This window comes from Microbacterium sp. SLBN-111 (genome assembly GCF_049739645.1).
Lineage (GTDB): Bacteria > Actinomycetota > Actinomycetes > Actinomycetales > Microbacteriaceae > Microbacterium.
This window is the reverse complement of the sequence record NZ_JBMGQH010000001.1, coordinates 471,900-485,185: the sequence shown is the minus strand read 5'-3', so window position 1 is coordinate 485,185 and position 13,286 is coordinate 471,900. Positions and strand designations below refer to the sequence as shown.

Sequence of the window (13,286 nt, the reverse complement as noted above, 5' to 3'; positions counted from 1 at the left end):
CGTCAGCGTAGGAAGGGGGCGTTACCCCGGACCGCGTCGGGTGGGGCGGCGGGGTAACGATGTGCTCACCGTGGGAGGGAGCGGGGGAGAGGGGGAGTTTACGTGGGCGTTACATGAGTGAGATGCGTCCATCCATTGCGCTTGCCACAGGGCGGCGAGCAGACCGGACCGCCGGAGATCGCACGCCGGAAACAAATCGCACGGCGTCTCCGCTCGTCGCCGAACGCGCGGGCGGGACCGCCGGATGGGTGTACACCGTCGATGCGACTCGACGCCACTTGGAGCTTGCGGCCTCTCGGACCTGATCGCGCACTCGGTTGGTTCATTGTCGGGGGTAACGCCTACAGTCAGTTTCTATGGCGAACGAGCAAGGCGACGGCGCGCGAGGGGCGTCTGCGCTCGGCGATGAGTACACTCGCAGCGTGGTGGACGAGGGAGTGAGTCGTGGTGAGCGACTGCCGCCTCTTGATCCCTTCCTGGGTTACCTACCCCCGCAGCAGCAGCCCTACCTTCTGACCTGGGGCGAGGTGCATGAGATGTTCGTGGTGAAGGCGCCGTACCGCGAACGACGACAACGAATTTTTGCAGCGCTTCAGCTCTTCGCGGAGTCTGTCTGGGAGATCGTGCCGGACGCTCGCTTGTGGATAAACGGCGGTTTCACAACGCACAAGGACTGGGGCGCTCCCGAGGATGTCGATGTCGTGATTCTGGGCAACGCCCTCTCGCCTCAAACGAAAGCGGCGCTCCTTCACCAGGGCCTGCTGACAATGGAACAACTCGGTTTCCAAGTCAACTCAAAGACAATGCACATCCCTTCCCTCAAGCCCTTTGGTGGGCTGGTTGACGCGTACCTCGCGGATGTCAAGTTCGAGGATGTTTGGCGTGCTCAGTGGTCGCGCGTGAAAGGCCCCGACGGGAAGATCATCGATGGGCTCAAGAAGGGTTTCGTGGAGGTGATTCGTGGACTCTGACGTCGAAATGACTCGGGCGCTTCGTCGTTCCATCCGTGAGTTGCTAGCCGAACCGGATGGTGACCTTGAGATCTCGTCACTGCTTCGCGCAATCGCAGACAGTCCGGACCTATGGGATGTCGCGCAGCAGGAGCTTGCGCCGCGTACTGGCCATCTCGACTTGCATATCGAGGGCGCCGGGACAGATCAGCACCGAACGGTAGCAAAATCCTTTGGTACTTTCGTGTCCGCGATGGCCGATGCTGTCAAGTACACCATGCGCGAGATCTCGAACATTTCGCGCTCGCCGGACGAGCTGCTGATTGAGCCTGGGCCGGGCTCAGTTCGGGCTGTTTTCATTGCGCCGACACGCGTTCATTCTGGTGCAATCGAGATCAGGGAAACGTTAGATGAGGTCCTTCCGGAAGAGGATTCCTACTCCGAATCCCTCCGTCGCACTGCCGTCGTTCTAGCAAACGCCGCAATAGCCGGCGTTGACTCGGAGGCCGTCGATGGCGCTCTCGCCGCGATCCCGGCGCCCGCTCGTCCTGAGTTGCGCCGCGCACTGTCCGAAGTAGTGTCAGAGGGATGGGCGCTGAGCGGTTCATTCAGTCAACGTGGTCTGCCTACCATGCCGTTATCTTTGTCGCCTGGAAGCGCGAAGTATCTTCGCGATCGTTTGGAGGAAGCGGTTACGCAGACAGAGCAGTGGGAAACGACTGGCGTGCTCGACGGGCATACATGGTCGTCCAACACAATGCGCTTCATTCCTTCAGATCGCTCGATTCCCATTACTGCCTCTTTCGACAGCGCGCGAGTGCAACTCGAAGTTGCTCGCTTGGATGCGGAGCCGGGCAAGAGGGTCCGCGCTCTTTTCCGTGTGTTGGTTACAAAGTCTCAGGCCAGGCCATCAGGGCGCCGGAGCTACGCGCTGATTGATATCGAAGAAATTGCTGGCGAGCCAGTGGCTATGGAGTTGGACGGCATCTAGACGAGGTGCTCTCGTAACGCATGACGCGACGCGGAACCTTTCCGTATTTCGCGCGCTACTGTGCGTTCTCCATGGCGGGCCGCGAACCGTAGAACGCCGAGGATGTCGATCGGTCACAACCGGACTTCGAAGCGCGCACTCCATCATCGATCAACCCGGCTCGTCCCCGCTTCCCAAGAGGAGTTTGCGACTGCACGTCCGGCGATGAAGGTCGTACGAAGGTGACGGAGTGCTGATTCCGCACCCAGCGAGACGCTCGTCGCGCCGACCAGGTTGCGCGGCAGAGTAGGGGGCAGCCCTGGCGAAGTTGTGTCTGCGGTTGCGGTCATAGGGAACTGTTCCGCGATGGTTTGCGCGAGCGTCGCGCGGAACGCCTGTGCAAGCGGGGCGTCGGACACGCGCGTGCGATTTGCGGGCGACGTCCGTTGAGCTCCTGCTCGAGGCTCTGAAAGATAGGCAGTTTGCGAGCCGACTTGGCCGGGGTTCCCCGGACAGCCCCTACGCAGCGTGGCGCGAGCGCTACGGCCGTCAAGCTTCTCCGGTGACGGACTCAGCCCAGGCGACCAGCGTGAAATCGAATAACCGCAGCCGTTCAAGGTCGCCAACTCGGCGGCAAAATGCGACGATCAACTGGTGAGATACATCGGCGTGTGCATCAGAGGTAGCGAACTCAACTTGGCGGTTGTCGATCGTCAGTCGGGCGAGGATGGGTATGGTCGGGCTGTGCCAGAAGCTTTCACTCGAGAGACCTACCCAGGAGACGTGTCAGACCCAGCAGCGCTGCTCGAGCTGACGTTGAGGATTAGACAGGATCTCCGTGACTGGAGCGTTCATGGAATAGTACTGCTCGAAACGACTAAGTATGCAAATTGGTCGTATAGTCAGGCGCAGCAGCGCGTGCTTTGTGTCGCGGCGGTCATGTTAGCCGCAGCCGAAGAGGGGATTCATTACGAAGTGAGTAGGGCTGCGATTGCAGGTGCTCATGTATTGAGCCCAAAACTAGAAAACTTCTCGCCAGATGTCATTGGTCTTGGTTCGGCTCCGAAATACTGGACAACGGGTGCGCGAGAGGCTTACGCCGCCGCCGCCTTTGCCGCGCGCGACCGATGACGTACCGGCGACTATCGCTCGATTTCGAATCAATTGCTAGCATGCCGGAGGGGAGCAACGAGGTCAGACTGGTTCACGATGAGATTCTCGATACCTTCAGAGTGGCCAAGCGATTGGATCGTTCCATGGTTGAAGCGAGCGTTCTCCCTGAGGCAAGCACTTTGCAAGCTATCGATCATTCAAACGTCGTCAAAGTGGTGTCCGCGGCTCGAGTTGACGGATACGACCCGACCATGGACGTGATCGAGATACACACGCCGTATTATCCTCGCGGCAGCATCGCGGACGCCCTGATGCGTGGAGAGGGCTTTCCGGGTCAGTCGTCGCTGAACATAGTACAGGCGGCGTTGCGGGGTTTGCGTGAACTGCACATGACTCATCTGGTCTTGCACAGGGACATCAAGAGTGGAAACGTCCTTCTTGACGACGCGCCAGTGCACGGGCTTATCGCGGACATTGGTGTTGCGGGGAGGATGGACGACGCCGGATGCGCTCCGGCAGTCAACAATCCAACGCTCTACAGCCCTCCGGAATGGCGTGGCGGCGTCCTGGGTGTCAGTGCAGACCTTTATTCGCTGGCGTTGGTTCTCCGGGAACTCGTTGGTGGCCGCTTCGATTACGGTGCCTACAGCAGGGGCGACGTTCTTGCTCGGTTGGAGCGAGGCATGCGAGCTCTTCCTGATAGTGCTCTCTCCCTTCCTGTGTGGGCGCCCTTGCGATTGCGACGCATTTATGGCAAGGCCATCGCGCTCGATCCGCGGAAGCGCCACGGGAGCGCGCGTGAGTTGGCCGAGGACCTTGCGAAGTTGACGCTCTCAATCTGGGTGGAGGCGGAGCCGAATCGTTGGACTGTTCGCGGCAGCAGCCGCTCCGGGTCTCGACTTTATGCCGTCACCGCAAATACCCGACCTGACGGAGTCATGCTTAGCATGACCCGGCAGAGTGGATCTCAATGGCGTCGGGTGGCCGGATACCCAGATAAGTTAGTTCCCGCGTTGACACATAAAGATGCCGTGGGGTTCTTTACGCGTGTCGGTTCTCTCGCCGAGACGAAGTAAGCCTACCTGCACCGTTCGCCGAGTCGGTGAGGTGCTCCTTATCTCGCGATGGTGAGTGCTGGTTTTCGTTAGCGGTTTCGGCACTCGGCCACGTCGGTTCGCTGGAACCTCGCAAAGTTGGCCGATGCCGTGACCCGCAAGATCTTGGTGGCTCACTCGATTCGATGCGCCATGGCGGGGTCCAGCTCACGCGCACACCCGGCTACGACCCCTTCCTTGCGTCCAGCGGCGATTGGGGTGGGCCAATCCCCATCGTGCTTGGCGTTCAGCTTTCGGCGCGCATCATCGACACCCACGGAACGACCCCGATCACGCCGCCTGTGCTGAGCCGTGACGCGCTCGATACCACCGAGCGGCGGTGGATCGAACACACCCACGCGTCCGAGGGGAACCTTCTCGCCTGCGCGAGGTCATGGCGACCGCGCCGCAGATGATCGGGTACTCGCTGGTCGATCCGCCAGCCTGGCTCCCCACGTGGGTCCTCGAGAAGTTCTTCGAATATGTGGACATCCCCAGCATGCTGCTCGTGACCCTGTTGATTGTGATCGTGGGGTTCTTCGCGCTGCCGACCTCCGGAGTGTTAGCGATTCTGTTGGCTCCTGATGGGGGCGCTGCGATCGTGCAGCGTGGCTCCATTCGGGGAGTTTGAACCCCGGCTGCCGTCCGTCCCGCCGCGCCCGTGTTCAAGGAGGGCCCATAGTCCCTTGGTCTCACGGACCGCCTCGAATGGGTCGGTCGCGAACCCGCGCCGCGTTGGGCCTGCCATTGTCGGACCCTGCCTTCGAGGATTCACACGACCCGCCGAAACCGCGGCCCCGCATACCCGTCCCGCTCGACATCCCCGACGAACATCTCCACCGGCCGCAGCCAGAACGAGTAGTCGTCGTAGAGCTTCCGGTACGACACGAAGACCTCTTCGGTCTCCGAGTGCCGCGCGATTCCGAACACCTCGTACCGCTGGCCTTTGAAGTGCTCGTAGATGCCGGGTTCGATCTCCATCACGCCTTCTCCCTCGCTCAACGCGAACTGCACCGAGTCTGTCAGCCGGGCGAACCTTGGCACTGCGCCCACCGCCTGTCGAGGCTCTCGGTGACCCCGAAGGGTCGTCATACGTTCTCGCGCGGACCGCAGGGAGGACACGATCGTGGTGGATCGCATCGAGCACATCTGGGGCACGCGCACACCGTTCGCGCGAGGGCGCGGTGGCCGGTCCGCGTCGACCTGAAGTTCGCCGACGGCCTCACCGAGGGCGACGTGGACTGCTGGGTGCAGTCGGCGTGCGTCCTCGGCAGCAACGGGTGCGGCACCGATATCGCTGTGAAGGACGGGCAGATGGTCGGCGTCGGCGGACGCGCAGTCGACATCGCCAATCACGGGCGCCTCGGACCCGGGGGCCTTTTCGGCAGCTGGCAGGGCGTCGCTAACGCCGACCGACTGACACGCCCGCTGATCCGGGAGAACGGCGAGCTGGTCGAGACCGACTGGACACCGCGATGTCGCGCATCGTCGGAGGCATTCGACTCCGTACTCGGCGCTTCGCCGGGGGCTTCCGGGGTCTCGCCCACGTCCAGATGCCCACGCTTCACGACAATCCGGCCCGCTGACATGATCCTGGGCGCCACCACGAACCCCGCGGTGTCGCCCCTCGGCTCGCACGCGACGTTTGTCACAGTAGTCGGAGCCATCGCGGCGATCAGCGTCGCCCTGTCGAATAGCCGCGGTGAGGGTGCGGAGCATCGGCAGCTCCAGGCAATCAATGAGGCGATATCGGGCCTTGCGAGCGGAAGGGCGGCCGATGCGATTGCCCGAGGAGCTCACGTGAGGGTGACACAGAGGATCCGCAGCGCCCGCGTGCCGAGGTAGGGCGTGGACCTTCGTTCGCCGGATATTGACAATGGCAGCGCTCGGCGGAGTTGGCATCCTGGTCGCGCCAACGCTGCCGACGTGGTTAACTCCTGAATCTCTTGTTGCCGTATCGTCCTCATCGCCGCGTTGATTGGCGGCGAGACTTCAACCTTCTCACGACGTGATGAGGCACGCTTCAGCCGGCACGATTGAGTCCTCCCGCAGAGGGCGAGGAAGCGTAGACGTCCGCGAACGGGAGGTGCTCGCGGAGTCGTACGTGGCTGACAGCTCACGACGTTCTCTTCGTCCTGCGCTTGAGGGCGGCCTCAGCTCGACGGTAGGAGCGGTGGCCCTGCCAGCTCGATGCTGGGGCTGCTCACTGCGATGTGCTCCGGCGGCTCTAGGCGTCCCGCGAGCGAGCCTGTAGCGTTCGGCGCATGGCCGAGGACTTCACGAAGAAGATCATGCGCGGGATCAGCGACGCGATGCACGAGCAGATGGCGCAAGCCGTCGCCAATGCCGTGCGCGAAGAAGGTCTGACCTCCGCCGACCAGGTCGAGATAAGCACCGAAACGGACGACCCGAGCATGCCGGTCGACGTCGCGCGTGTGCGGCGCCGCGCCAATCAACTGCTCGGCCTGAACCGGTAGCGGCAAGGTTCCCGGCGCGACACCGCAGCTGAGCATTCCGGCCCCTCACGTCTGCGCCTCACACAGCTGCAATCGACCGCCGAGGGATGCCAGAGGATCAGAGCGAGCGAAGGCCTGTCCCGTCGGAACGAGATGTGCGTGCGTCGTACAGGTGCGAGACGAGGTCTCACCTGCTCACCAAGCGAGAACAAAGCGCATCCAGACACGACCAAAGCCCGCCGACCCGGTCGGACTTCAATCGATAGCGCCGGTGCCCGGCATTCCTCACGCTAGGAGCGGAAGCGCCTGAAAGGCTCAGCGGTGCGGTGTGTCCTCGGTCGGCCAGTGCTCCGCGCGTGGTTCAAGGTACCTCCGCAGGAGCGTCGCTGGCGGGTCAACCGCCAAGGCATGACCAGTGTTCGTCACCTTCGCCCCGAGTTCCGCCACATAAAGCCCCATCGCGCTCAGGGCAGCATCCACTGCGACGTTTGGGATGACGAGCGTCTCGCCCTCACGTACCCCCCATGCTTCTGGGGCCTGCTTCACGAAGCGGGGTGTCGGCCGCGGTCCGCTGTGCGCGAGCGAGTTTCGCAAAGCCGAGACATGCCGCAGAAGTGCTTCGTGATCTGGGTCGAGCGTGCTCTCGAAACCAAGCTCACAAAACCAACCTTCGAAAGAAGCGACGCCGTTTGGGCGTGGATCAGCCCTGAGACGATCCTTCACGCGATCTTGGATCATCTCGCGTGCATTGCGGTTGGGCACAAGTACGGCCAGTACGTCCTCTGCGAATGCCTCGAGCGCCGTCCAGTTCGCGACGAGGATCAGACGGTTGATCGAGAGGAGTGTGTCGTAGACGGCTTCTACCGTGGCGTGTCGGAACTCGGCGATGTACTCCGGCAGATCCGCTCCATCGGCTGGAGTGACAACTAGATCTCCGTTGGCTACGTCGAGAGCCAACCGTGCACCGTACCGCGCGAACGCGCGTGCGCGCATTGCCCTGATCGAATCTTCGATGAAGGCGTCGATCCGCGCGTGAACCCCGACCATCTGAAGGATCGTTTCGATGTTCTCGCTGCTCGCCTCAACCACGCCAAGAGGCTACCGACGCCGGACGCGATGTCGCGCCTTTCGGTCGCCGCGTGAAGAGTCGTGTCGCGGCCTTCCATTGTGGCGGGGTCGCGCGCACGATCGCGAGATGCCCCGGCGTTGATGATCTGCACCCACTTCGCTCAGACCGCGGTGATCTCGATGAGTTCGGCGCAGCTATTGTTCGTCGTTCTCGGCCAGCGGCTGGAAGATTTCTCGAGCAGCTCACGACACGCGCAACTCACCGCGGCCCGGTCGAGCCGTCGTGCTGACGCTGCTGAAGACCCCGCACCCTCCGGCCGGTGCCACCACGCTGATCGTGAGTCTCGGCATCCTGACCCAGCCCGTTCAGCTGCTCGCGATGGCGGGGGCGATCGTGCTGGTGACGCTCGCCGGGTGGGCGTTGAACGCGGGACTACTCGGGGGACGGTAGCGCCTGAGCCGCTACCGCGCCCAGCTCGCGCGCGGGGGAACCTCGTCCCAGTGCCACTGGTACTCCGCGCCGGGTTCGTCGGGCTTGAAGATCGGCTGGCCGCGGATGCAGAGCCCGTAGAACCAGGTCGTCCTACAGGCCTCGCACTGCGTGAAGAGCACGATCGTGAACTTCAAGTCGGACTCGGCCAGCGCGACCATGTCGTGAAGGGGGACGTCGCCGCGGAGGACGCGCATCCGGCCGTCATCCAGGCGCTCGCCGAGGTGGGCTTCGGTCAGTCCGATGTCCAGGACGCGCTCTCCATAGCTGTCCCGGTACGCCGGGACCGTCGTGCAGACCTCGCAGTCCGGCCATGGTGTCTCGGGTGCACGCGTTGCCATGACATGAAGTCTCCCCGCGAGGGACGCGCGGCTGAACCCCTTGCGGATCGGGCGTCGAGGCGCACGAACGGAAGGCATCACACGGCGACCCGCACCACGCCGGTGACGATCAGCGTGATCAGAGTGGTCCACAACGCAACGGCCGCAGCCTGCCAGGCGAGGACGCGCATGGGCGGTACACCCGTGGCGGTCAGCGCCGCGGCGGTGAACTGCGTCGGCAGGAGCAGCGGCCCGAGCAGGCTCACGCCTGCGGTGCCGTAGCGGTGGTAGGCCCGCTCGAACTTCGCTCGGCGCCCGGACGGCTCCGCACCGCCCGCGCCGCGACGGGTGGTGAGGGCAGTGCGCACGCGCGAGCTGACGAGAATGACGACGGCGACGCACGCCAGGTTTCCGAGGGCACCCGCGATCGCGGCGGTGAGGGGGAGGATGCCGCCGACGATGCCGATCGCCGCGGCCCCCTCGCCCTCGATGAACGGCACCGCGCCGGCCAGCGCCACGACGAGGGGCTGTACGAGATCAGGCACGCGGGCCACGAGGTCTTGAAAGCCGAGAACGAGGTCGGAAACGGGGTTCGACATGACGACTCCTGGAGGTGGAGCGCGGCCTGTTCCGCGCTGATTCCACCCCATCCGCGAGACCTCGATCGCGGCAGTGTCGCGGTGTCACCGGTAGCCGGGAGGATGCGCCGAGCAGGGCGTGACATCTGTCACGGCCGTACAGTGGCCCGGGTGAGTACCCCCGCCGCCCGCACCGCGTACGCCCGCGATGTGAGCGCGACGTGGTGGTACACGGCATCCTCGATTCTGTTCTTCGTCGTCCTGGGTCTGATGCTCTGGGCGGTTCCGGTCGTCCTCGAACCCGCACCCCTCGCCGTCACCGCATACGCGCTCGGTGTCGCGGGGACGCTCGCGGCATCGGTGCTGCTCCTGGTTCGCTACCGGCGGGAACCCGTCGAAGACGACAACGCATCTCGGATGCCATGGCTCCTGGTTCTCGTCGGAATCGCATCCGCTGTGCTCCTCGGCTTCGGTGCGGGGTCAGTGATCCTCGGTACGTGCTTCGCGGCGTCGGTCGTGTGCCTGGTGCGGTGGCGCAACGGCATCCGGATCCGCCTGGTCGCGCTGCTGCTGGTCGTCATCGTCACGGTCTGGTACGTCGAGAGCGTCCATCTCTCCGGCGACCGTGGCGGTAACCAGACCTTCGGTCTCGTGCTGTTCGTCGCGGTGCACCCCGCTCTCACCGCGGCGTCGTTGTGGTGGTGGGACATCGTGCGCGAACTCGATCGCGCGCGCCGGGCCGAAGGGAAGCTCGCGGCAGCGCAGGAGCGCCTGCGCCTCGCGAGCGACCTGCACGACCTGCAGGGCCACCACCTGCAGGTGATCGCTCTGCAGCTCGAGCTCGCCGAGAAGATGATGACGCGCGACCCCGATGCCGCCGTCGCGCAGGTACGTGCCGCGCGAGCGAGCGTGGATGACGCCCGCCGCGGAACCCGTGACCTCGCCGCGCGCTTCCGAGGGGTGCCGCTCCCCGACGAACTCGCGAACGCCGCCGACCTGCTGCGCGCGGCGGGTCTCGCCGTCGACCTGTTCGTCGACAGCGAAGCCGACCGCGCGCCGGCGGACGTGCTCGGACCCGTCGTGCGCGAAGCGACGACCAATGTGCTCAAGCACGGCGGTGGGGTCTCGGCATCCCTCTCCCTCATCCGAACCGCGGAGACGTGGGTGCTCGTCGTCGAGAACGACGCGCCTGCCGAGGCCTCGCCGGGAAGCGGCGGCGCCGGTCTCTCGGGGATCGCCGAGCGCGTCGGAGCGGTGGGCGGAACGATGGATGCCACTCGCCTCGACGACCGGTTCCTCCTCAGTGTGCGCATACCCGAAGAAGGTGCCGCATGATCCGCGTGCTCATTGCCGATGATGAGGACATGATCCGCACGGCTCTCGCCGCCCTCCTACGCCTGGAGGACGACCTAAATGTCGTCGCCGAGTGCCGCGACGGGGAGACGGCGCTCGCCGAAGCCGAACGCCTGCGGCCCGACGTCTGCCTGCTCGACCTCGAGATGCCCGGGCTGGACGGCATCGACACCGCGGCACGAATCCTGCGGCGTGTGCCTTCGCGCTGCGTCATCGTCACCCGCCACGCCCGCCCCGGAGTGCTGCGTCGGGCGCTCGGGGCGGGGGTGAGTGGCTTCCTTCCGAAGTCACGACCCGCGGATGACGTGGCCGCGGTCATCCGCGAAGTCGCCGCCGGACGCCGCTACGTCGACCCGGAGATCGCGGCCGACGCGCTGAGCGACGAACGCAGCCCGCTCACCGACCGGGAGCTGGACGTGCTCCGGGCTGGCGCCCGCGGCGAGACGGTCGCCGAGATCGCGGCCGCCCTCCACCTCTCGGGCGGGACCGTGCGCAACCACGTGTCATCGGTGCTCGGCAAGCTGGGGCTCGCGAGTCGTCAGCAGGCGACGATCCACGCCCGCGAGCGCGGCTGGATCTAGACGCTCAGCTCTCGTGCACGACCGCGGTCAGCTCCGGCAGCAGGTCCCGCGCGAGGAAGCCGATGCCGACCCGCTCGGTCAGCCGGTCGCCGGCGCGGGCGTGCGTCCACCCGCCCCACACCGCGGCGCGTTCCGGCTCCATGCCGAGCGCCGCGAAGCCGGTGATCGCGCCCGACAACACGTCGCCGCTCCCGGCGGTGCCGAGGCCCGAGCTGCCCGGCTCGGCTTGCCACGTGCGTCCGTCCCGGTGCGCCACCGTGCCGAAGCAGTGCACGACGGCCTCGTAGCGTTCGGCGATCTCCCGGATGTCGGCGGCGCGGTCGTCGGTGAGGTCGCGTTCGAGAAGCAGCGCGGCCTCCTCCTCGTTGGCGTTGAGGATCAGCTCCGCGGGCAGGATGCCGCGGTCGACCGACCCCAGGATGCCGAGCGCGAACGCATCGAGCACGAGCCGGTCGATGTCGGCCTCGGCGATGGCGTGCAGGGCCGCGCGGGTGGCATCCGGATCATCGAATCCGGGGCCGAGGAGCACGGCATCCGCGGATTCGAGGGTGGCGCGCAGAGCGTCGTCGACGGACGCGGAGCCGGTGGGGAGGGAGTGGACGCCGGCCTCGGGCATCGCCGGCCCCAGGTAGGGCGCGATCTCGGCGGGGACGGCGAGGGCGGTGCGCCCCGCGCCGACGCGCAGCGTCGCCTCACCCGAGAGCAGCACGGCGCCGGGGGAGCGCGGCGATCCGCCGACGACGACCACCTGCCCGCGGGACTTCTTCGACCCGGCCGGGTCGGGGCGACCCCACTCGCGGAGCAGCGCCAGAGTGACCTCTTCAGGCGTGGTGGACATCGTCGCCTCCCGAGTGCACGGTGATGTCGGCGCCCTCGGCCGCGAGGTGGTCGACGGACGAGAACGTCACGAGCTTCCAGCCGCCGTCGGTGCGCACGAGCTCGGTGACCGAGGCGTTGCGGACCGTGTGGCTGGCGCTGAACGCGAGCAGTTCGGCCTCGGTCATCCGCAGCAGCACGTACAGCACGAGCATGATCACGGCGTCGTGCGCGACGACGAGCACGGTGGCGGGCGACGCGTCGAGGCGCTCGCCGAGGAACGACCGGAGCCGCAGCGTGACGTCGGCCCACGACTCGCCGCCCGGGGGCCGGTGGTAGAACTTGCCCAGGTGGCGCCGGCGGGCCGCTTCTTCCGGGTGCAGTTCCTGCACTCCGCGGGTGGTGAGGAGATCCAGGATGCCGAGCTCCCGGTCGCGCAACCTCTCGTCGATGAGCGTGGGGACCGACATCGGCCGATCGCCGAGCGCGAGCGCGAGCGTCTGCCGCGCGCGCCAGTAGGGCGACACCCAGTACTCGTCGACGGGCACGTCGAGGGAGTCGACCCACGCCCGCAGCGCCGTCGCCTGCTCCACGCCGACGGGGGAGAGTTCCACGTCGCTGTCGCGGGTGTCGAGCGCGATCACGGGGGAGCCGTCGCGCTCGGCCCTCGAGGCCGCGACGTTGCCTTCGCTCTCGCCGTGTCGGATGAGCCAGAGTCGTTCCACTGCCATTGCGGCACGGTAAGCCGCCGAGCGCGGTGCGCGCGCGGGCGTTGACAGGAAACGGGGCATCGACCAAGGCGCGTGCCACTACCTCGGATCGCGGTGGCCTGCCAGGCTGGCGAAGCGAGGGGAAGAACCATGACGGCCAAGATCGACTTCAAGAAGTCTCTCGACAGTTATCGGGCCAGGGTCGGCGAGTTCAGCATCGTGGAGATTCCCGACCTGCGATATCTGATGGTCGACGGGCACGGTGACCCCAACACCGCGCCGGCCTACACGCAGGCCCTGCAGGCGCTGTACCCCGTCGCGTACAAGCTGAGGTTCGCGAGCAAGCGCGAACTCGGCCGCGACTACGTGGTGCCCCCGTTGGAGGGTCTGTGGTGGGCGGACGACATGGATGCCTTCACCGTGGCGCGAGACAAGTCGCGGTGGGACTGGACGATGATGCTCCTGGTCCCCGACTGGATCGACGAGGCGATGTTCCATTCCGCCGTCGAGACCGTGCGCGCGGCAGGATCCGCCGACCGGCTGGAAGACGTGCGGATGGAGACGCTCAGCGAAGGACTGTGCGTGCAGACGCTGCACCTCGGTTCCTTCGACGATGAGGCAGACGTGCTGGACGAGCTGCACCACGCGTTCATCCCCGGTCAGGGCCTCAGCCTGAGCGGGAAGCACCACGAGATCTACCTGAGCGACGTCCGCCGAACCTCTCCCGACAAGCTCCGCACCATCCTCCGGCAACCCGTCCGCAGGACTTCGGTGTAAGCCGGGCGGC

General features: G+C 65.7%; 16 protein-coding genes. 10 read left to right on the top strand and 6 right to left on the bottom strand.

Annotation, left to right across the window (positions count from 1 at the left end; genetic code table 11):
• Window positions 1-422: 422 nt before the first annotated feature.
• The 5 genes from RKD05_RS02240 to RKD05_RS02220 all read left to right on the top strand — a co-directional run bounded on the left by RKD05_RS02240 (window position 423) and on the right by RKD05_RS02220 (window position 4,758).
• Window positions 423-971, top strand: coding sequence for a DUF6932 family protein (locus RKD05_RS02240; protein ID WP_424707779.1), 549 nt, complete (start codon window positions 423-425; stop codon window positions 969-971).
• Window positions 961-1,941 (top strand): hypothetical protein, encoded by a 981-nt coding sequence (locus RKD05_RS02235; RefSeq protein WP_424707778.1) that lies wholly within the window; start codon window positions 961-963, stop codon window positions 1,939-1,941. The genes RKD05_RS02240 and RKD05_RS02235 overlap by 11 nt, the downstream gene beginning before the upstream one ends.
• A 723-nt stretch (window positions 1,942-2,664) precedes the next feature.
• Window positions 2,665-3,051, top strand: coding sequence for a hypothetical protein (locus RKD05_RS02230; protein ID WP_424707776.1), 387 nt, complete (start codon window positions 2,665-2,667; stop codon window positions 3,049-3,051).
• The gene (locus tag RKD05_RS02225) at window positions 3,048-4,109 is read left to right on the top strand and encodes a protein kinase domain-containing protein (protein WP_424707775.1); all 1,062 of its coding nucleotides are present in this window, start codon (window positions 3,048-3,050) and stop codon (window positions 4,107-4,109) included. The genes RKD05_RS02230 and RKD05_RS02225 overlap by 4 nt, the downstream gene beginning before the upstream one ends.
• Before the next feature lie 412 nt (window positions 4,110-4,521).
• The gene (locus RKD05_RS02220; protein ID WP_424707773.1) at window positions 4,522-4,758 is read left to right on the top strand and encodes a hypothetical protein; all 237 of its coding nucleotides are present in this window, start codon (window positions 4,522-4,524) and stop codon (window positions 4,756-4,758) included.
• A gap of 140 nt (window positions 4,759-4,898) precedes the next feature.
• Here RKD05_RS02220 and RKD05_RS02215 read toward each other — a convergent pair whose 3' ends face one another.
• A complete protein-coding gene (locus RKD05_RS02215) occupies window positions 4,899-5,108 on the bottom strand; it encodes a DUF1653 domain-containing protein (protein ID WP_424707772.1) in 210 nt (69 codons plus the stop codon).
• 1,283 nt (window positions 5,109-6,391) lie between these two features.
• Between RKD05_RS02215 and RKD05_RS02210 the strand changes: the two genes are divergently transcribed.
• On the top strand, window positions 6,392-6,604 hold the full coding sequence (locus tag RKD05_RS02210; protein WP_424707770.1) for a hypothetical protein: 213 nt from the start codon (window positions 6,392-6,394) through the stop codon (window positions 6,602-6,604).
• Between the two features lie 294 nt (window positions 6,605-6,898).
• On the opposite strand, the gene RKD05_RS02205 is transcribed toward RKD05_RS02210, so the two are convergent.
• Complete coding sequence (locus tag RKD05_RS02205; RefSeq protein ID WP_424707768.1) at window positions 6,899-7,672, bottom strand: hypothetical protein; 774 nt, start codon at window positions 7,670-7,672, stop codon at window positions 6,899-6,901.
• Window positions 7,673-7,934: 262 nt separating this feature from the next.
• Between RKD05_RS02205 and RKD05_RS02200 the strand changes: the two genes are divergently transcribed.
• Window positions 7,935-8,102 (top strand): hypothetical protein, encoded by a 168-nt coding sequence (locus RKD05_RS02200; protein WP_424707766.1) that lies wholly within the window; start codon window positions 7,935-7,937, stop codon window positions 8,100-8,102.
• An 11-nt stretch (window positions 8,103-8,113) separates the two neighbouring features.
• On the opposite strand, the gene RKD05_RS02195 is transcribed toward RKD05_RS02200, so the two are convergent.
• Window positions 8,114-8,482 carry a hypothetical protein gene (locus RKD05_RS02195; protein ID WP_424707765.1) on the bottom strand — a complete coding sequence of 123 codons (369 nt, stop codon included), beginning with the start codon at window positions 8,480-8,482 and terminating at the stop codon, window positions 8,114-8,116.
• A gap of 77 nt (window positions 8,483-8,559) precedes the next feature.
• On the bottom strand, window positions 8,560-9,060 hold the full coding sequence (locus RKD05_RS02190; RefSeq protein WP_424707763.1) for a small multidrug efflux protein: 501 nt from the start codon (window positions 9,058-9,060) through the stop codon (window positions 8,560-8,562).
• Window positions 9,061-9,210: 150 nt separating this feature from the next.
• Here RKD05_RS02190 and RKD05_RS02185 point away from each other — a divergent pair, with 150 nt between their 5' ends.
• Together RKD05_RS02185 and RKD05_RS02180 are read left to right on the top strand one after the other, a co-directional pair.
• Entirely contained in the window at window positions 9,211-10,374 is a 1,164-nt protein-coding gene (locus RKD05_RS02185; RefSeq protein ID WP_424707762.1) for a sensor histidine kinase, read from the top strand.
• Entirely contained in the window at window positions 10,371-10,973 is a 603-nt protein-coding gene (locus RKD05_RS02180) for a response regulator transcription factor (RefSeq protein WP_424707760.1), read from the top strand. The genes RKD05_RS02185 and RKD05_RS02180 overlap by 4 nt, the downstream gene beginning before the upstream one ends.
• Before the next feature lie 4 nt (window positions 10,974-10,977).
• On the opposite strand, the gene RKD05_RS02175 is transcribed toward RKD05_RS02180, so the two are convergent.
• Both RKD05_RS02175 and RKD05_RS02170 read right to left on the bottom strand, forming a co-directional pair.
• Window positions 10,978-11,811, bottom strand: a complete 834-nt coding sequence (locus RKD05_RS02175; RefSeq protein ID WP_424707758.1) for an ADP-dependent NAD(P)H-hydrate dehydratase — start codon at window positions 11,809-11,811, stop codon at window positions 10,978-10,980.
• A complete protein-coding gene (locus RKD05_RS02170) occupies window positions 11,795-12,520 on the bottom strand; it encodes a histidine phosphatase family protein (protein ID WP_424707756.1) in 726 nt (241 codons plus the stop codon). Before RKD05_RS02170 ends, RKD05_RS02175 begins: the two co-directional genes overlap by 17 nt.
• A gap of 129 nt (window positions 12,521-12,649) precedes the next feature.
• On the opposite strand from RKD05_RS02170, the gene RKD05_RS02165 reads away from it, so the two are divergent.
• Window positions 12,650-13,276, top strand: a complete 627-nt coding sequence (locus tag RKD05_RS02165) for a GyrI-like domain-containing protein (protein WP_424707754.1) — start codon at window positions 12,650-12,652, stop codon at window positions 13,274-13,276.
• Window positions 13,277-13,286: the final 10 nt, after the last annotated feature.